The organism is Staphylococcus sp. FSL K6-0223, assembly GCF_038008285.1.
In genome coordinates this window covers 160,437-179,658 of sequence record NZ_JBBOYX010000002.1, presented here as the reverse complement: position 1 = coordinate 179,658, position 19,222 = coordinate 160,437, and the positions used below count along the sequence as shown (strand labels likewise).

Genomic DNA, 19,222 nt, shown 5'->3' with positions numbered 1-19,222 from the left:
ATTTCTATAATATTTTAACATCTTAAATAGTAATTTTTCGATGATTAATCTTTAATGAAACTCATTTTCCAAAAAGATGAAATCTTTCTATGCATGAGCATATAAATGTTGCATTCAATATTCAGTTGTTATACTTCAACTATTAAATTGTCATGAAAGGAAGCTATAAAATGAAAGATATTAAATTATCAGCATTAAATCTTGTACCTATTAGAGAAGGTCAAGAAGATAAAGACGCTATTAATGACATGGTTAAATTAGCTCAAGGTTTAGATGAATTAGGTTACGAACGTTATTGGATAGCTGAACATCACAACGCTCCGAATTTAGTTAGTTCTGCTACGGCATTACTTATTCAACATACTTTAGAACATACGGAAAGAATTAAAGTAGGTTCAGGTGGAATTATGTTACCTAATCACGCACCACTTATAGTGGCCGAACAATTTGGCACGATGGAAACACTTTTCCCACATCGCGTTGATTTAGGTTTAGGTCGCGCGCCTGGTACAGATATGATGACTGCTAGTGCATTAAGACGTGACCAACATAATGGTGTATACCAATTTCCTGAAGAAGTCGAACAACTAGAGAAATACTTCGGACCGGGGAATCAACAAGCATATGTAAGAGCTTACCCTGCTGTAGGTAAAAATGTTCCTCTATATATACTAGGCTCTTCAACTGATTCTGCTCATGTGGCTGCTAGAAGAGGATTGCCATATGTATTTGCCGGACATTTTGCACCTCAACAAATGAAAGAAGCTATTCAAATATATAAAGAGTTATTTGAACCTTCTGATGTGTTAAGCGAACCTTATGTCATTGTATGTTTAAATGTGATTGTTTCAGATACAGATACGCATGCAGAATATTTAGCAAGCACAATGGCTCAAGTAATGGTGAGTATTACAAGAGGCAGAATGCAACCTGTTCAACCACCAACTGATGATTTAAAAGGATTACTTACTCCGAGAGAATATGAACTAGCTAAACAACGTTTCAGTGGCTCTTTAATTGGCTCAGAGGATTCTGTTAAGCGTCAACTTGAAGGCTTTATAAAGGAATATGGAGAAATTGATGAGCTAATGGCAATAAGTTACATTTATGACCAAGATAAACAACTTGAATCTTATCAAAGATTACAAAAAGTAATTCAGTCATAATATAAAATAAAGGGAGGGCGTCTGCCCTCCCTTTATAACTGTATGGTTAAGACTTATTTGTCGTCTTTGTCTTTTTTGTCGTCGTCTCCGCCACCAGTGTATTCGTTAATTTTATCTTTTGCTTTGTTAACTTGTTCGTTATCGCTATCCTTGAATTTTTCTGCTGCTTCTTTTGCTTTATCCATGAAACTCATAAATAATAGCTCCTTTCGAATTTGAAAAATTATTTTTTGCTTATTAATAAGGTCACTCGCTTTATCTTTGACATTTACAACGAATTCATTCGTTTCGCCATAAGCACTATTTTACGGACCTTCACTTTCAAGTTCTCGGTTGATGGTAGCATTTCCAATTGACTCTTTGCATTAGCTTAAGTTTATTTAAACTTTATTTCGTCTGCCATACTTACTACCTCTTCGATGTATTAATTGTTATACCACTTGAAAATGAGGATAAACATTATTAATTAAATTTTTCTATAAAAATTTAGGATTTATGCGATTAATGAGTATAATTCTAACTTAAATAGATTACTAAAATGTTAAATATAGAACATATAGCCATCTAAATCTTCATTGGTTTCTTTATAATCAGCAAGATATTTTAAAGTTGTGTTATCTAACACGTCTCGAACTGAATCTCTCATTCTCAACCATAATTGTTTCTGTGCAGGTGGTTCAGATTCAATACTTTCTACAAACGTAATCGGACCTTCAAGTAAGCGAATAATATCGCCTGCTGTGATTTCATCAGCTGGTACTCTAAGTTGATAACCACCTTTAGCACCACGCACACTTCGAATTAATCCAGCATTTCTTAAAGGGCCGACTAATTGTTCAAGATATAAATCACTTAGTTTATTTTCTTCAGCAATAGACTTTAAAGATACACAACCTTGACCTTCTCTTTTAGCAAGAGAAATCATCAATGTTAATCCGTATCTCCCTTTTGTTGATATTTTCATTGTATAACCTCACTTAATTCGAATTATATATTCCCATTCTATCATTTTTTACGTTAAGATAATATTAGAAAGGTGTGACAAATGTGAGTACAGAACCTCTAGCGTCTCGAATGAGGCCTATGAATATAGATGAGATTATATCACAACAGCATCTCGTTGGTCCTAAAGGTATTATTAGAAGAATGGTTGAGACTAAACGACTTTCTTCAATGATATTTTATGGACCTCCAGGTATTGGTAAAACGAGTATTGCCAAAGCCATTTCTGGAAGTACACAGTTTAAATTTAGACAATTAAATGCTGTAACAAATACTAAAAAGGATATGCAAATGGTTGTTGAAGAAGCCAAAATGTCTGGCCAAGTCATCTTGCTACTTGATGAGATACATCGTTTAGATAAAGCAAAGCAAGACTTTCTTTTGCCTCATTTAGAAAATGGCAAAATTGTCTTGATAGGAGCCACAACGTCTAATCCATATCATGCGATTAACCCAGCTATTCGTTCTAGAGCTCAAATTTTTGAACTTTATCCTTTAGATGACCATGATGTAAGAATTGCACTTGATCGTGCAATTGAGGATAGTGATAGAGGTCTTAAAAGTTATCATCCTATTGTAGACGAAGATGCTATGGAGTACTTTTCCACTCAAAGCCAAGGTGATGTAAGAAGTGCTCTAAATGCTTTAGAGTTAGCAGTTCTCAGTGCAGAAGTAGTTAAAAACCAACGTCACATTACATTAGATGATGCTAAAGATTGTTTACAAAAAGGTGCTTTTGTGAGCGATAAAGATGGCGATATGCACTATGATGTAATGAGTGCTTTTCAGAAATCAATTCGAGGTAGTGACGTTAATGCAGCATTACATTATTTAGCACGACTTATTGAAGCTGGAGACTTACCTACAATTGTAAGGCGTTTATTAGTCATTAGTTACGAAGATGTTGGCCTAGCTTCACCCTCTGCGGGGCAACGAACATTAGCGGCAATTCAGTCAGCTGAACGTCTTGGATTTCCTGAAGCTAGAATTCCACTTAGCCAAGCTGTGATAGAACTGTGTTTATCACCTAAATCTAATTCAGGAATCACAGCTATAGATAGTGCTTTGAGTGATATCAGAAAAGGTTTAGTAGGACAAATACCAGACTATTTAAAAGATGGTCATTACTCTGGCGCTAAAGACTTAGGAAGATCAATAGGCTATAAATATCCTCACAATTATGAAAATGGTCACGTCGTGCAACAATATTTACCAGACAAACTTAAAAATAGAATTTACTATGAACCTAAAACAACGTCTAAGAGTGAGCAACAATTTAAAGATGTTTATGAAAATTTATTAAACAAAAAATAAAAGTTAGCTATATTCCAATAATAAGATAGTTGAATAGTAGTTATGTGCAACTTCTGTTCAATCTATCCTATGGAATATAAGCTAACTTTTTTGAGGTTACTGACCTTTATCTTTAATACGTCTAACTGGAATATCTTTTAAAATATCATTAATAACATAGCTTGCACATATGAGTCCGACCACACTTGGTACAAAGGCGTTAGATGAAGGTGGCATTTGACCTTTACGATTAATCGCATTTTTATCGCCAACAGTTTCTTTTACATCCTCACGAATCACAATTGGACTCTCATCAGAGAATACGACTTTGACTCCTTTTCTAATGCCTTGTCTTTTTAATCTATTTCTAATCACCTTGGCCATTGGATCTGTATGCGTTTTAGAAATATCTGCAATTTCAAAACGTGTAGGATCCGTTTTATTTGCTGCACCCATACTTGAAATCATATCAATTCCACGCTCTAGACATTCTTTCATAAGGTGTACTTTATAAATAATGGTATCACTCGCATCAATAAAGTAGTCTATATGATAATTATTAAAAATTTGTTCATAAGTTTCTTCTGTATAAAACATATGAAGCGACGTTACTTTACAATCTGGATTAATCAATTTAATTCGCTCTTCCATAAGCGTGACCTTACTTTGACCTATCGTAGATGTTAATGCATGAATTTGTCTATTAACGTTTGTAATATCAACATCATCTTTGTCAATAAGTATAATATGACCAATATTTGTTCTAGCAAGTGCTTCTGCAGCGAAAGATCCGACTCCTCCGATACCAAGAACTGCTACAGTTTTATTTTTTAATAAATCTAAGCCTTCTTGACCAATTGCCAATTCATTTCTGGAAAATTGATGTTTCATTCTGTACTCCTTTATCAAACTAAACCTTAATTAGCTTTTCATTTATATATGTATATTCATCATTGTAAAAATTCACATAAAAATACGCAAGACCGAAGTCTTGCGTATCGATAGAGTCCGTAGGTGCCGTAGTTGTAAATAGCTTGATCATTCGGCCTGCTATATACAGCTGGGTGCCCTGTTTCTCGTTTTGCAAGTCCTCCTATAGAGGCGTGTGCGCTGCGAGAAAACCTATTGGGCTCCCTGATCAAAGAGTGTTAGGCCCAAATAAAAAGCAAACTTACGTACACCACAGATGACTATCTTATGAAATAATCTTACCACAAATTCGAATTTAAAGAAATTTTTAAACTCAAAGTACCAACTTTTTTATGTCTAAATTTTTAACTTTAGTAAGCGGTATTGAGTTTTCATTTAGGTCCACATTGCTCGTAGAATTTCTTTTTGAAATTCTCTATGTTGGGGCCCCTTTGTCCCGACTTGCATTGCCCGAGGGATTTCTTATCGAAATCCTTTGTGTCGGGAGCCTAACCCCAACTTGCATTGCTCGTAGAATTTCTTTTTGAAATTCTTTATGTTGGGGCCCCTAGTGTCTGATTCGTAGTGAGAGTTCTTCTAGTTGTTTGTCTGATACTTCTCCTGGTGCATCTGTTAATAGGCATGTTGCTGATGCTGTTTTAGGGAATGCGATTGTATCTCTTAGGTTTGTTCTGTTAGTGAGTAACATCACTAGTCTGTCTAATCCTAATGCTATACCGCCGTGTGGTGGTGCACCGTATTTAAATGCATCAAGTAAGAAGCCGAATTGTTCTTTTGCTTGTTCAGTAGAGAACCCTAAAACTTCGAACATTTTTTGTTGTAATTCACCATCATGTATTCTTATTGATCCCCCACCAAGCTCATAACCATTTAATACGATATCGTATGCGTTTGCTTGAACATTTTCAGGTTCAGAATCTAGTTTCGAAATATCTTCTTGTTTAGGAGATGTGAATGGATGGTGTGCAGCAACATAACGTTTAGCATCTTCATCATATTCAAGTAATGGCCAATCAGTTACCCATAAGAAGTTTAATTTAGACTCATCGATTAATCCTAATTCTTTGGCCAATTTAATACGTAATGCTCCTAAACTTTGAGCAACCACACTAGGTTTATCGGCTACAAACATAACTAAATCACCAGGTTTAGCTCCAGTTAATGTTTTTAATGTTTCTACATTAGCATCTTCAAAGAATCTAGCGATTGGACCACTTAAGCCATCTTCGACTACTTTAACCCAAGCCAATCCTTTGGCACCGTAAATATTTACAAATTCAGTTAGTGAATCCATATCTTTACGTGTATATTGATCCGCAGCACCTTCAGCAACAATTGCTTTAATTTCGCCTTCATTTTCAACAGTATCTTTAAAGACTTTGAAATCCATGTCTTTACCTAATTGAGATACATTAATGAGTTCCATATCAAAGCGTGTATCAGGTTTATCTGAACCATATCGGTCCATAGCTTCAGCGTATGTCATACGTGGGAACGGTCCCTCTACATCGATACCTTTAACATCTTTAACAACTTTACGTAACATCTCTTCGCCCATTGAAATAACATCTTCTTGATCAACAAAACTCATTTCAATATCTACTTGCGTAAACTCAGGTTGACGGTCTGCACGTAAATCTTCATCACGGAAACACTTAACGATTTGATAATATTTATCAAAACCACTTATCATTAATAATTGTTTAAACAGCTGAGGTGATTGAGGTAAAGCGTAAAATTCACCTTCATGAACACGTGAAGGTACTAAATAGTCACGAGCACCTTCTGGTGTAGATTTAGTTAATACTGGCGTTTCTATATCGAAGAAGCCATTATCATCTAAATATTGACGAATTGAACGTGTTGTTTGATGTCTCATTTTGAAAGTTTGAGCTAATTCTTGTCTACGTAAATCTAAATATCTATATTTTAAGCGGATGTTCTCGTCTACATTGACGTTTTCTTCGTTAATTGCAAACGGAGGCGTTTCTGACTTATTAATAATCTCTATATTTGAAACTTGAACTTCTACTTGCCCTGTTTTAATTTTAGGATTAATTGTTTCTGGGTCACGTTTAGTAACAACACCTTGTACTTCTACAACATACTCAGAACGTACTGTTTCAGCTACTTTTAAGGCCTCTTCTGAAAAGTCCGGATTGAAAACGATTTGAACAATACCTTCACGATCTCTTAAATCTACGAAAATTAATCCTCCGAGATCACGGCGATTGTGTACCCATCCTTTTAAAGTTACCTTTTCATCTAATAAATCTTCTGTGACTAAACCACAATATGTTGTTCTCTTACTCAAAGTTATACTCCCTTTCTACTTTTTAAAATAATTAATTAACTGATCAAGTTGTATATTTTCTGACTCGCCTGTAGTCATATTTTTAATTGCAATGGAATTATTCTCAAGTTCTTGATCGCCAATAACAATTGTATATTTTGCATTTAATCTATCGGCTTGTTTCATTTGTCCTTTAATTTTTCTATTGAGATAATCTTTATCAGCTTTCACATCATTTTTTCTTAAGTCATTTAAAAGCTTCACTGCATAACGATCAGCTTCCTCACCCATCGTTACGATAAATAAATCAAAGTTTTCTTCAATATCTAACTCAATACCTTCTTCTTCTAGTGCAAGTAAGAGTCTTTCAATACTTAAAGCAAATCCAATACCTGTTTCACTTGGTCCATCTAATAACTGTAGTAAACCATTATAACGACCGCCACCGCATAATGTAGTGATAGCTCCATCATAGTTTGGATTATCCATCATAAGTTCAAATGCTGTGTGAGTATAATAATCCAGGCCTCTTACTAGATTTGGGTCTTCTACGTAAGGAATATTTAAGTCATCTAAATGATGTTTTACTTGTTCATAGTATGCTTTAGAATCGTCATTAAGATAATCTGTTATACGAGGTGCGGTTTTGATTGCTTCTTTGTCTCTGTCAATTTTACAATCTAAAATACGCATCGGATTTGTGTGCAAACGAGATTGGCAGTCTGAACAAAACGTATCAATAACAGGTTCAAAATGGTTAACAAGCGCTTTGTTATATTCTTTTCGTGATTCACTATCACCGATACTATTAATAACGAGTTTAAGATGTTTTAAACCAAACGATTCGTAAATGTGCATTACCATAGCTAAAACTTCAGCATCTATACTCGGATTTTCAGCACCAATCGCCTCTACACCAAATTGATTAAATTGACGATAACGTCCTTTTTGTTTACGTTCATATCTGAACATAGGACCGTTATAATATAATTTAACAGGTTGATTAGGATTACCTTGCATTTTATGTTCTATATAAGAACGAACAACCGCTGCAGTACCTTCAGGTCGTAAAGTTAAACTACGATCTCCTTTGTCTTTAAAGGTATACATCTCTTTTTGAACTACATCGGTAGAATCGCCAACACCTCTTGCGAATAGTTCAGTACTTTCAAATATAGGTGTGCGAATTTCTTTATAATTATATAATTCCATGAGTTCATCTAATTTATTCTCAATGTGGCGCCATTTGATTGAATCTTCAGGTAAGATATCTTGCGTGCCTCTTGGAATCTTTATCATATCATTGTCTCCTTTGTCGTTAGTTTCAGAATAGGTCATCATGACGACTAAGGTGATGATTATCCCCAATTAAGAAAATAAAAAGTCCCTTGTATAGTTTAAAACTATACAAGGGACGTAATAACCGTGTTGCCACCCTAATTGATCAGTCTCTTAATAAGAGCTTGACCCACTCAATACGCTTAACGTGCGTAAGCCGACATTAGTTTCCTAAAGTACCTCTTCTTGTGTTCAAGAATTAAACTACTCAGTACAATCTTACAGCCTAGGATTGTATTTCTGCGCAATACTTTGCTACCTTTTTCGTTTAATCTTCCAAGAATAATAATGGTTTTATTTATAAAGTTCATTAATTATGATAACGAGTTTTATTTTAATTTGCAAGTTCTATGATGAGAAATATTGTTTAAGACCATCAACTACTGCTTGCTCTACGACATGACGATGTAGTTGGTCTTTAATCATATTTTCATCGGTTGGATTACTAATATATCCGAGTTCTAACAATACAGCTGGCACATCAGTTTGTCGGAGTACTTGATAATTCTGTTGTCGCGCACCTCTATTAGTAAGCAAGGCTTTTTTTTGGATATTAGAATTTAATGTTTGAGCGAGCGATTCTTGATTATCTTGTAACCAATAAACGGTTGCACCGTTAGCATTAGAGGAATCTAAAGAGTCATTATGTATACTGATAAATGCGTCGCCTTTAATATTTCTATCATCTAAAGACACATATTTATCTGTGGTGCGAGTCATTTTGACTTTGGCACCTTCTTTTTCAAGTAATTTTTTAAGTTCTTTAGCAGTTTTCAAAGTGTAATTCTTTTCTAAACTTTTAGAGGGGGTGTTACTTGATGCACCCTGGTCACTACCACCATGACCAGGATCAAGTACAATTGTTTTACCTTTAAGAGGATTAGAAGCTTTAGAGTTGTCAGCATGTATATTTAAGTTAGTATGCCAACCGGCAACCCAGCCTTTTTCTGTTCCAGCCCGATTTTGGACTTCTATCCATTTACCTTGTTTATCTACTTTCTTAAAGCTATCACCTTTTTCAATTTTGTAAATGATAGGATAGGCTGCATTAGGACCTGTTCTTAATTCAGCATTTTCAGTGATTGTAATCTGACCAGTATCCTCATCACCTTGATTGAGAAACATAAATAACAAGATAATAAATAGAATGAAAGCTATGACTACTACAAGTGTAAGCCAATTTTTTAGGCCATGTCGTGTTAACCAAGCATCTATTTTGTTCATAGAATTTTTCCATCCTGTGATTCATAGATTATAGTAACAGGACCATCGTTGTTAATTTCAACATTCATGTGTGTACCAAATTCGCCTGTTTTAACAGTTAAACCGTATGATTCTAATTCCTCATTAAATCTTTCATAAAGTTGTTTCGCTTCTTCAGGGCTTTTTGAATTTGAAAATCCAGGACGATTACCTTTCTTAACATCTGCATAAAGTGTGAATTGAGATACAGATAAGATTTGTCCATCAACTTGTTGAATATTAAGGTTTAATTTGTCATTTTCATCTTCAAATAATCGAGCGTTGGCAATTTTTTTTGCAACGATTTTGATATCTTCTTCAGTAGAATCTTTGCCTACACCTACTAGTAAACAAAATCCTCTCTCGATTTCATTATCGATAGAATCATTTATTACTCTTGCATGTTTAACTCTTTGTACAATTATCTTCATTTCTTTTGCACCTCTAGTTCCAAACTCTCGATACTGTATATACGTCACCTAGTTGTTTTATCTTTTCAACGACGCGATAAACATCGTTAACATTTTTCACCATCACGCTAATATTTATCACAGCATTTTTGTCTACATCAGAACGACCTGAAACTTTAATTAAACTACCTGCTGTCGAATTAACAGCTTGTAGCACTTCATTAAGTAAACCATTTCTATCGTATGCTGTCACTTCTAAATCAACTTGATAACGTTGAGTTGAATCTTTTGATTTAACCCACTCTACAGAAATCAACCGGTCTGTCTCGTTTTTTATATTTGGACAATCTGTACGGTGAACTTTTATACCGTGACCTTTGGTGATATATCCTACAATATCATCACCAGGTATAGGATTACAACATTTTGACAGTTTGATAAGGACGTTTTCTAATCCTTCAACATAAACACCACTGTCAGTAATAATATCTTCTTTAATAGGAACTGATTTTGTAACTTCTTGGGCTTCATTTAAAGCTTTCTGTTTATCTAATATTCGTTGTTTTTCAGTTAGTTTATTAACAATTTGTACGGAAGTTACGCCACCAAATCCTACAGCCGCAAATAAATCCTCGTCGTTTGCAAAATGATACTTATCATTTACAACCTCTAAATTCTTTTCGGTTAAAACATCTTCAACACGGAATCCCTGTTCCTTAATTTCTGCTTCAACCATAAATTTACCTTTTTCAATATTTGAGGAGCGGTCTTGTTTTTTAAAGAAACTTTTAATCTTACTTTTCGCACTTGAAGATTTTACGATTTTCAACCAATCACGACTCGGTCCATATGAGTGTTTACTGGTACGTATTTCAATGATATCACCTGTTTGTAGTACATAATCAATAGGTACAATTTTGCCATTTACTTTTGCACCGATCATTTTATTACCTACTTCACTATGTATGGCATAAGCGAAATCAATAGGCACTGCTCCATATGGCAATTCAATAACGTCACTCGCAGGTGTAAACGCATAAACTTTGTCGCTTTGTAAATCGTATTTTAAAGACTCCATAAATTCTTGAGCATCAGTGGAGGTATGATCTGTTTCAGCTAGTTCTTTTAACCAATTAAGTTTGTTTTGGAAATCTTGAGTTTTCTCATTAACCGTTTTTCCCTCTTTATAAGCCCAGTGAGCCGCTACACCGTGTTCGGCAATTTCATGCATTTCATATGTTCTAATTTGTATCTCGAGTGGATCGCCATTAGGACCTACAACTGTAGTATGAAGAGATTGATACATATTTTGTTTTGGCATAGCTATATAATCTTTAAACCTACCCGGCATAGGTTTCCATAATGTATGAACAAGTCCTAAAATGGCGTAACAATCATTAATTGAATTAACAATGATACGTATTGCTAATAAATCAAAAATTTGATCAAATTGTTTTTTCTGTTTCATCATTTTACGGTAAATACTATAAATATGTTTAGGTCTACCATTAATCTCACCAGAAAGGTTCATTTTTTCCATTTCTGCTTCAATTTTGTTTATCGCATTATCTATATATGCTTCACGTTCACTACGTTTTTTCTTCATTAGATTTACAATACGGAAGTATTGGACGCTATCAATATATCTTAATGCTGTATCTTCTAATTCCCATTTGATTGTGTTAATACCTAAACGATGTGCAAGTGGAGCATATATCTCCAAAGTTTCCTTTGAAATTCTGACTTGTTTCTCTCTAGGCATTGCTTTCAATGTTCTCATATTATGCAGACGGTCTGCTAACTTCACTAAAATAACTCGAACATCTTTAGCGATGGCTATAAATAGTTTTCTATGGTTTTCAGCTTGTTGCTCTTCTTTAGAGCGATATTTAACTTTTTTAAGTTTTGTTACACCATCTACAATACGAGCAACCTCTTCATTGAACATATCTTTAACATCTTCAAATGTATAAGGCGTGTCTTCTATGACATCATGTAGGAAGCCGGCTACGATTGTAGGCCCATCGAGTCTCATCTCAGTTAATATACCTGCAACTTGAATAGGATGCATGATATAAGGTAAGCCATTTTTTCTAAACTGACCCTGATGGGCTTCATAAGCGATATGATAACTTTTAAGTACATATTCATATTCACTTGCCGATAAATATGATTTAGCTTTATGAAGAACCTCATCCGCACTATATGGATATTCGTTGTTCAAAATATGACACCCCACTCAAATTTATTACTATTTCATACCTTAGTATTTAAACGCTAAATAAGCGAGTTAATTTATTTGCTTTTATAGGTTTTTGATTTCGAAAATTAAAATATAATATATTTGTAAAATTCTGATTATATTAAATCTATGCCCTTATCTATACAATAAGTAATACTTACTTCCACTTTACTATAACTTTTACCCTAACTTAAATAAGGTAGTTCACTTTAATTTAAATAATAGTTCTATGATACTACAATTTTTTAAATAAATAAACGTGGGTAGACTTTAAAGCTTACAATCTATTTATTAAATTCCGCTAAAATAAGGTTACTTTCGCAAATATAAAAAAGCTATATCCTGTAATAAATTTTAAATAATACAAGATATAGCTTTGAACATAACTTTAGTTATTCATCATATGAAATAAGACTCATGACATCATAATCTTTTATCTTTTCAATACCATGTAGATATTTTAATTCGATAATAAATGCAATACCTACAACGATGCCACCTAATTTCTCTACAAGTTTAATTGCCGCTACAATTGTACCACCCGTAGCGAGTAAATCGTCTGTAATCAACACACGTTGACCTGGTTTAATCGCATCTTTGTGCATAGTTAAAATGTTTGTACCGTACTCTAAACTATATTCGTAACGAATAACCTCTCTAGGTAATTTACCTTCTTTACGCACAGGAGCAAATCCAATCCCCATAGAGTATGCCACTGGACAACCAATAATAAATCCTCTAGCTTCTGGCCCTACTACAACATCAACATCTCTTTCTCTCGCATACTCCACGATTTGATCAGTCGCGTATCCATATGCTTTACCATTATCCATAATTGTAGTTATATCTTTAAAACTTACTCCCGGTTTTGGCCAATCTTGAACTTCTGAGACATATTGTTTTAAATCCATTAAATTTCCTCCTAAATTTTAACTCAATTGAGACTTTATCCATTTCTTAATATTTGAAAAGTCATCGTACAGTAATCTTTTTTCTACTTCTATTCGAGATTGTCTTAATTGGTAAAGACGACTCGTCTCGATATCTTTTTTACTAGAGTGTGAATTTATTTTAATAAGACCATCCTTGTTGTAAATAAAATTAAGCTCATTAAAAACTTTAAGCATAAACTTTAATATTTCTGGCTTAACTTTTAAAAACTCACACAACATCATACCCTCTTTAGCTAAATTTGTTTCTTGTTTGTTAATTAAAGCTTTAAAACATTCTTTAAACAATGCTTTGCTTGGCATACCTTCAAAATAAATTGATTGATCATGTTGTAAAACAAGATAAAGCTGGGAAAATTGTAATTGTTTAAGCGTTTCTTCAATTTCATTCATTGTTGTAGGTAAATCTCTGAGAACTACTTTATCATATTGTGATTCTATAGTTTCACCATAATAATAATGATGCTCATTGGTTTTATCCTTTTTAGGATGAATCACATATGCTGTATTAGAATTATTTTCAGTGAATTGAAGATGCTTGCGTTTGCTTCGATAATCTAAGATTTGTATTGTTTCTGTAGCAATATCTTGAATAATTAACTGGGGTGATTGATTTCCATTCCATTCATTGATTTGAAGGTTACCTATTAAATTAAGGGGTTGCCCCATTTCGATTTCTTTAGCAAAATGTCCATAACTCCAGTAAAGTGCCGCTAATTGATTCTCTCCAAGTGCCACTTTTAAATGTTTACCTTCTTGGCCAATAGCTTTAATCGATTTAACATTTAAATCATTAACTTCAAATGTAGGACTATTAAAGTCTGTACCAAATGGACGCAATTTTTGTATATCTTGAATATTTTTAACAGTAATTTCACTTTCATTGAGCAGTACATCTACATGTTTACGTGGTGCTAAAGATGTTGATTCTGAAAGTTGCTTCATCCATTCGTTAAGACCTTTTCGTAGTTCATCAATATTTTCTATATCCATAGTCATACCAGCAGCCATATGATGACCACCAAATTTAGTAATTAAATCCTGATGAGCATTTAAAATTTCAAACATTGACACCTGGTCTATCGAGCGTGCAGAGCCTTTAGCATGATTCTGCTCTAAATCAATATTCAAGATTAGAGTTGGCAGAGCATAAGTTTCAACAATCTTAGATGCTACAATACCGAGTACTCCTTCATGCCAATTCTCTTTAGCTAATAATAAAAATAAATTTCCTTGTTGAACTTGTTCCTCAGCTAATGAAAGTGCCTCTTCAGTAATTTCTGCTACAATATCTTTTCTTTCTTGATTGAAATGCTCCACTTGTTCAGCTAAAAATTCTGCTTCCTCAAACTCATCTACCATTAATAATTCAGCAGCTAGTGATGCATCTTCTAATCTTCCTACTGCATTGAGTCGAGGTCCAATGATAAACCCAATCGTTTCTTCATTAATTTGATCATTATAACCTGCTTGTTTCAATATAGCATTGATAGAAACAGGCGTCTGTTCATTTAATATTTTCAATCCTCTTTTAACTATTGAACGGTTTTCATCTGTTAATGAAACTAAATCTGCAATCGTTCCTATAGCTGCTAATGCTATAAATTGCTGAGGTGGATGACTTAATAAAGCTTGCGATAGCTTATATGCCACACCAGCACCACAAAGATATTTAAACGGATAGTCAAAATCCGGGTGCATAGGATGTACAATGGCTAATGCTTCTGGTAAAGTACGTCCAATCTCATGATGATCTGTCACAATGACATCCACACCGAGGTCTTGAACCATTTTAATTTCATCATGACCTTGTATTCCATTATCCACTGTAATGATTAGTGAGATCCCCTCATCATATGCATTACGAAAGGCAAGTTCATTAGGTCCATAACCTTCAGAGAACCGATTAGGAATATACCATCCTACTTGAGCACCCAATTGCTGTAATGTATTAACAAGAATAGTTGTTGAAGTGACACCATCAGCATCATAATCGCCATAGACTAAAATACGTTCATTTTTATCAATAGCTAAATTTATGCGATCAATTGCTTTTTGCATATCACTTAATAACCAAGGATCATGGTCAAGTACTTTGTCTTCTAATACATCTAAAATATTATTTTCTTGAACTAGATTCTTGCTTTCCAAAACTTTTTTTACAATAGGTGAAAGTTTAAGTTTCTTAGCAAGATCATCTGTTATGTATTCAGTTGGCTGGGCTAAATCCCAATGATATCTTGATTTGATCATAACAATCGTCCTCATTTCCAAAAGTCATTATACCGAACTTTATTTAAAATAAAAAGTACAACCCGTTAAGGATTAAATAATTTCAACAAAAAACTGTCAATCAAGTATTAAATACTTAATTGACAGTTAACTAATAGATTAAACTAAGATTTTTTCATCATTTGATTTTTTCTCTTTATAAACCGTTAATTTACTGTTTGGAGATTTCTTCAATTGACGTTTTTTCATGATACCCCAAAGCGGTACGGCGATAAATACAGATGAGAACACTCCTGAGATTAAACCAATTAATAACGCTAATGAGAAGTTAAATATAGTTGGTGCACCAAAGATGAGTATAGCAACAACTACAACTACAACCGTTAAGACCGTATTAATTGAACGTGTCATTGTTTGTCTAATTGATCTATTAACAATATCGTCAATTTGCTCAGGTGACGTAACCACCTTAACTTTATGCAAGTTTTCTCGAACACGGTCGAAAGTAACAATTGTATCATTAATAGAATAACCTACAATTGTTAATACAGCTGCGATAAATGTTAAGTCAACTTCTAATCTAAATAAACTAAATACTGCTACGATTATAAATACGTCATGTAATAACGCAAGTACTGCAGATAAGCCCATTCGCCATTCAAATCGAAGTGATACATAAATAATAATACCTATTGAAGCTAGGATTAACGCTGTCATAGCATTTTTAGCGAGTTCTTGACCGATTAATGGTGATACTGAGTTAATTTGTGGTGTATCACCAAACTCTGATTTAATTTTATCACTTAGCTTATTATCTTCTGCTCTTGATAAATTTTTCTTGAATTGTACAGTAGCATTTTTATGACCGCTGCCATTAATTTGAACTTGATCTGGCGATAAGCCGACATCTTTAACAGCTTTTTCGACTTTACCTTGAGTGAGTGATTGATTTGTCTCAATATCTGCTCTTGTACCAGAAGAGAAATCAATACCTAAATTAAGTTTAAAAATTGATAAAATAACTAAACCAACTATGACGATTAAAATACTTAACGCGATAAGCGGTTTTGCTAACTTAACGAAATTCCACTTTTCAAATGATGTTTTAAGGTCATGAACATCTTTACCTTCATTAATGTCATGGCGATCTTTCTTCTTAACTCCAAATAACCAATATTTTTTCTTAAAGAAGTTAGATGATACTAATAATGATAATAGTCCACGTGACAAGAAGACAGCTGTAACGAATATCATTAGAATACCTAATAGTAACATCGTCGCGAAACCTTTAACTGAGCTCTCACCGAAGAAGAACAGCACAGCTGCAGCAATAACAGTTGTTAAGTTTGAGTCAAAGATCGTTAGGAATGAACTTTTGTTTGCTTTAGAATATGCCTGCTTGAGCGTTCGACCTATTCTTAGTTCGTCTTTAATCCGCTCATACATAATAATGTTAGCATCAACAGCCATACCTACACCAAGCACAAGTGCGGCAAGTCCCGGTAATGTTAACACACCAGAAATAAAGTTAAATGCAACTAATGTTAGGTAAATGTAAGTAGTCAATGCAATAATTGCTACTAAACCTGGTAATCTGTAGAAGCCTAGCATAAATAGATAAATTATTCCTACACCGATAAATGAAGCGAATATTGTTTTATCTAGAGCATCTTGACCAAATTGTGCGCCAACTGAATTAGAATAAATTTCTTTAAGATCTACAGGTAACGAACCGGCATTTAGTAATTCAGCGATTTGTTTAGCTTCTTTAACACCTTTTTTACCATTGAAACCACCGGAAATTTCGACGCTATCTGAATTAATTGGCTGATCTACGTTTGCGGCAGAAACATATTTAGGGTCTTTACCTTCTTGTTGCTTCTTAGCCTCTTTCTTGTAACTATCACCCTTTTTATAGTCCATCCAGACAACCATAACATTGTCACGTTTTTTTGAAATCTTTTCAGTAACCTTTTTGAATTTTTCTTTGCTTTTAACCTTAAATGTTACTGTTGGTTGATTAGTTTCTTGTTTAAATTCTTGTTTGGCTGAACCTTGTTTGATATCTGAACCAGACATTAAAACATGGTCTTGAGCGTCCCTAATTGTTAAATTCGCTTGCGTAGATAACAATTTACGTGCTTGAGCTTGGTCCTTAATACCAGCTAATTGAACACGTATACGGTTAGGATCTTCAATTTGAATTTTAGGTTCTGAAACACCTAGAACATTAACTCGGTTTTCGAGTGTTCTTGATGTTGCTTGAAGTGCTTTCTTGTCTATCTTTTCTCCTTTATCTAAAGGATTAACTTGATAAAGTACTTCGAAACCACCTTGTAAATCAAGTCCTAAATTAACATTTTTAACTACATTCTTATATGTAAGTCCCATTCCTGTAAAAAGAAGAGCCACAAGTAGTATGAATGCAATTAATCTACTAGTTTTCTTCACATGAACACCTCATTATTTACTTATGTATTTAGCATACTCGATGATTATTTTATCATGCAAGTTAAAATGATATTACGTTCACTTTAACGACCTATCTATATTAACATACTACACTCAATAGTGAAATTATTGGCTTAATTTATAACTATTAAACAAATTTAACATAATGATTTGTATATAAAAAAAGTGGAACTCCTTTTAAAGAGTCCCACTTTTAATTAAAACTGACCTCATATTATGAAGGGTCAACTTGTTTGATGGCTGGTTTCTCGAAAGTCATTTCCGTACCATGACCATTTACTGTAATGACAACTGTCGTTTCATCAACAGATTTAACAGTACCTTTAATACCGCCTATTGTAGTAACCTTTTGTCCTGATTCTACACGGCTAATCATTTCACGATGCTCTTTAGCACGTTTTTGTTGTGGTCTGATTAAAAAGAACCACATTAATACCAATAATAAAATTGGTAAAATCAATGATGTGAATTGGCCCATTGTTAAATTCTCCTTTTAAAAGTTCTTAGGGTTCTCTACATTTAATCCATACTGTTCAAAGAACGCATCTTTAAAGTCTAAAAGACGGTCTTCTCGAATGGCTTGTCTTATATCTTCCATTAATTTTAGCAGAAAATGTAAATTATGAATAGTAGTAAGACGGATACCAAAAGTTTCTTCCGCTTTGATTAAATGTCTAATATATGCTCTTGAATAATTACGACAAGTATAACAGTCACAATTATCATCTAATGGTCCAAGGTCATCTGCATATTTTGCATTTTTGATAACTACACGACCTTTTGAAGTCATACATGTACCATTTCGAGCGATTCTAGTAGGAAGCACGCAATCAAACATATCCATGCCTCTGATGCTACACTCTATTAATGCATCAGGTGAGCCTACCCCCATAAGATATCTAGGTTTATCTTTCGGCATAAATTGTTCGGTATGTTCAACCATGTCATACATAACTGGCTTCGGTTCTCCCACAGACAGACCTCCGATAGCATAACCAGGAAAATCAAGGTCAACAAGCTCTTTCGCACTTTGCTCACGTAAATCTTTGTATTCTCCACCTTGAATAATACCGAACAATGCTTGATCTTCGGGACGTTGATGCGCTTTTAAACATCTTTCTGCCCAGCGTGTGGTTCTTTCAATTGAGTTTTTAACATAATCGTATTCAGATGGCATGGGCGGACATTCATCAAACGCCATCATGATATCTGAACCTAAATCATTTTGTATTTGCATAGACTTTTCAGGGCTAAGGAAAAGTTTAGAACCGTTAGTATGATGTCTAAATTCAACGCCCTCTTCAGTTATTTTACGCAAATTACTCAAACTGAAAACTTGAAATCCACCAGAGTCTGTTAAAATCGGACCATCCCAATTCATGAATTGATGTAGGCCCCCAGCATGCTTGATGATATCATTTCCAGGTTGTAGCCACAAATGATATGTGTTGCCCAAAATGATTTTTGCTTCAATATCTTTAAGTTCTTCAGGGCTCATCGTTTTAACTGTAGCTTTTGTTCCCACAGGCATAAACATCGGTGTCTCAAATGAACCATGTGGTGTATGTACAATACCTAATCTTGCCCCTGATTGTTTACATGTTTTAATATGCTCATATGTTACCGCAGGCATACTTTAAACCTCACATTCT

The 19,222-nt window shown here is 34.0% G+C and carries 15 protein-coding genes and 1 other RNA gene; 2 read left to right on the top strand and 14 right to left on the bottom strand.

The window, feature by feature from the left end:
• Positions 1-170 precede the first annotated feature (170 nt).
• Positions 171-1,166, top strand: a complete 996-nt coding sequence (locus MHI13_RS11880) for an LLM class flavin-dependent oxidoreductase (protein ID WP_340761107.1) — start codon at positions 171-173, stop codon at positions 1,164-1,166.
• Positions 1,167-1,219: 53 nt separating this feature from the next.
• Here MHI13_RS11880 and MHI13_RS11875 read toward each other — a convergent pair whose 3' ends face one another.
• Together MHI13_RS11875 and cymR are read right to left on the bottom strand one after the other, a co-directional pair.
• A complete protein-coding gene (locus MHI13_RS11875; protein ID WP_002436115.1) occupies positions 1,220-1,360 on the bottom strand; it encodes an SAS049 family protein in 141 nt (46 codons plus the stop codon).
• Positions 1,361-1,707: 347 nt separating this feature from the next.
• Positions 1,708-2,130: a cysteine metabolism transcriptional regulator CymR gene (gene cymR, locus MHI13_RS11870; protein ID WP_002436108.1), complete on the bottom strand. Its 423-nt coding sequence runs from the start codon at positions 2,128-2,130 to the stop codon at positions 1,708-1,710.
• A gap of 83 nt (positions 2,131-2,213) precedes the next feature.
• On the opposite strand from cymR, the gene MHI13_RS11865 reads away from it, so the two are divergent.
• Positions 2,214-3,482 (top strand): replication-associated recombination protein A, encoded by a 1,269-nt coding sequence (locus MHI13_RS11865; protein WP_037579430.1) that lies wholly within the window; start codon positions 2,214-2,216, stop codon positions 3,480-3,482.
• Between the two features lie 96 nt (positions 3,483-3,578).
• Here the strand turns inward: MHI13_RS11865 and MHI13_RS11860 are convergent, their stop codons facing one another.
• The 12 genes from MHI13_RS11860 to tgt form a co-directional block, all read right to left on the bottom strand.
• A complete protein-coding gene (locus tag MHI13_RS11860; RefSeq protein ID WP_002435982.1) occupies positions 3,579-4,352 on the bottom strand; it encodes a tRNA threonylcarbamoyladenosine dehydratase in 774 nt (257 codons plus the stop codon).
• 110 nt (positions 4,353-4,462) lie between these two features.
• A non-coding RNA gene (gene ssrS, locus MHI13_RS11855) (6S RNA) lies at positions 4,463-4,653 on the bottom strand.
• A gap of 285 nt (positions 4,654-4,938) precedes the next feature.
• Positions 4,939-6,705 carry an aspartate--tRNA ligase gene (aspS, locus tag MHI13_RS11850; RefSeq protein ID WP_002436088.1) on the bottom strand — a complete coding sequence of 589 codons (1,767 nt, stop codon included), beginning with the start codon at positions 6,703-6,705 and terminating at the stop codon, positions 4,939-4,941.
• Positions 6,706-6,720: 15 nt separating this feature from the next.
• Positions 6,721-7,983: a histidine--tRNA ligase gene (gene hisS / locus MHI13_RS11845; protein ID WP_002436016.1), complete on the bottom strand. Its 1,263-nt coding sequence runs from the start codon at positions 7,981-7,983 to the stop codon at positions 6,721-6,723.
• A 387-nt stretch (positions 7,984-8,370) separates the two neighbouring features.
• Positions 8,371-9,246: an N-acetylmuramoyl-L-alanine amidase gene (locus MHI13_RS11840; protein ID WP_002436126.1), complete on the bottom strand. Its 876-nt coding sequence runs from the start codon at positions 9,244-9,246 to the stop codon at positions 8,371-8,373.
• Positions 9,243-9,695, bottom strand: a complete 453-nt coding sequence (dtd, locus tag MHI13_RS11835; protein ID WP_002436106.1) for a D-aminoacyl-tRNA deacylase — start codon at positions 9,693-9,695, stop codon at positions 9,243-9,245. The genes MHI13_RS11840 and dtd overlap by 4 nt, the downstream gene beginning before the upstream one ends.
• Positions 9,696-9,708: 13 nt before the next feature.
• A complete protein-coding gene (locus MHI13_RS11830; protein WP_002436070.1) occupies positions 9,709-11,898 on the bottom strand; it encodes a RelA/SpoT family protein in 2,190 nt (729 codons plus the stop codon).
• Between the two features lie 410 nt (positions 11,899-12,308).
• Positions 12,309-12,827 carry an adenine phosphoribosyltransferase gene (locus MHI13_RS11825; protein ID WP_002435988.1) on the bottom strand — a complete coding sequence of 173 codons (519 nt, stop codon included), beginning with the start codon at positions 12,825-12,827 and terminating at the stop codon, positions 12,309-12,311.
• An 18-nt stretch (positions 12,828-12,845) separates the two neighbouring features.
• Positions 12,846-15,119 (bottom strand): single-stranded-DNA-specific exonuclease RecJ, encoded by a 2,274-nt coding sequence (gene recJ / locus MHI13_RS11820; RefSeq protein ID WP_002436104.1) that lies wholly within the window; start codon positions 15,117-15,119, stop codon positions 12,846-12,848.
• Between the two features lie 138 nt (positions 15,120-15,257).
• The gene (gene secDF / locus MHI13_RS11815; protein ID WP_064210126.1) at positions 15,258-17,549 is read right to left on the bottom strand and encodes a protein translocase subunit SecDF; all 2,292 of its coding nucleotides are present in this window, start codon (positions 17,547-17,549) and stop codon (positions 15,258-15,260) included.
• Positions 17,550-17,784: 235 nt separating this feature from the next.
• Complete coding sequence (gene yajC / locus MHI13_RS11810; RefSeq protein ID WP_002436110.1) at positions 17,785-18,048, bottom strand: preprotein translocase subunit YajC; 264 nt, start codon at positions 18,046-18,048, stop codon at positions 17,785-17,787.
• Positions 18,049-18,063: 15 nt separating this feature from the next.
• Positions 18,064-19,203 carry a tRNA guanosine(34) transglycosylase Tgt gene (gene tgt, locus MHI13_RS11805; protein ID WP_002436105.1) on the bottom strand — a complete coding sequence of 380 codons (1,140 nt, stop codon included), beginning with the start codon at positions 19,201-19,203 and terminating at the stop codon, positions 18,064-18,066.
• Positions 19,204-19,222: the final 19 nt, after the last annotated feature.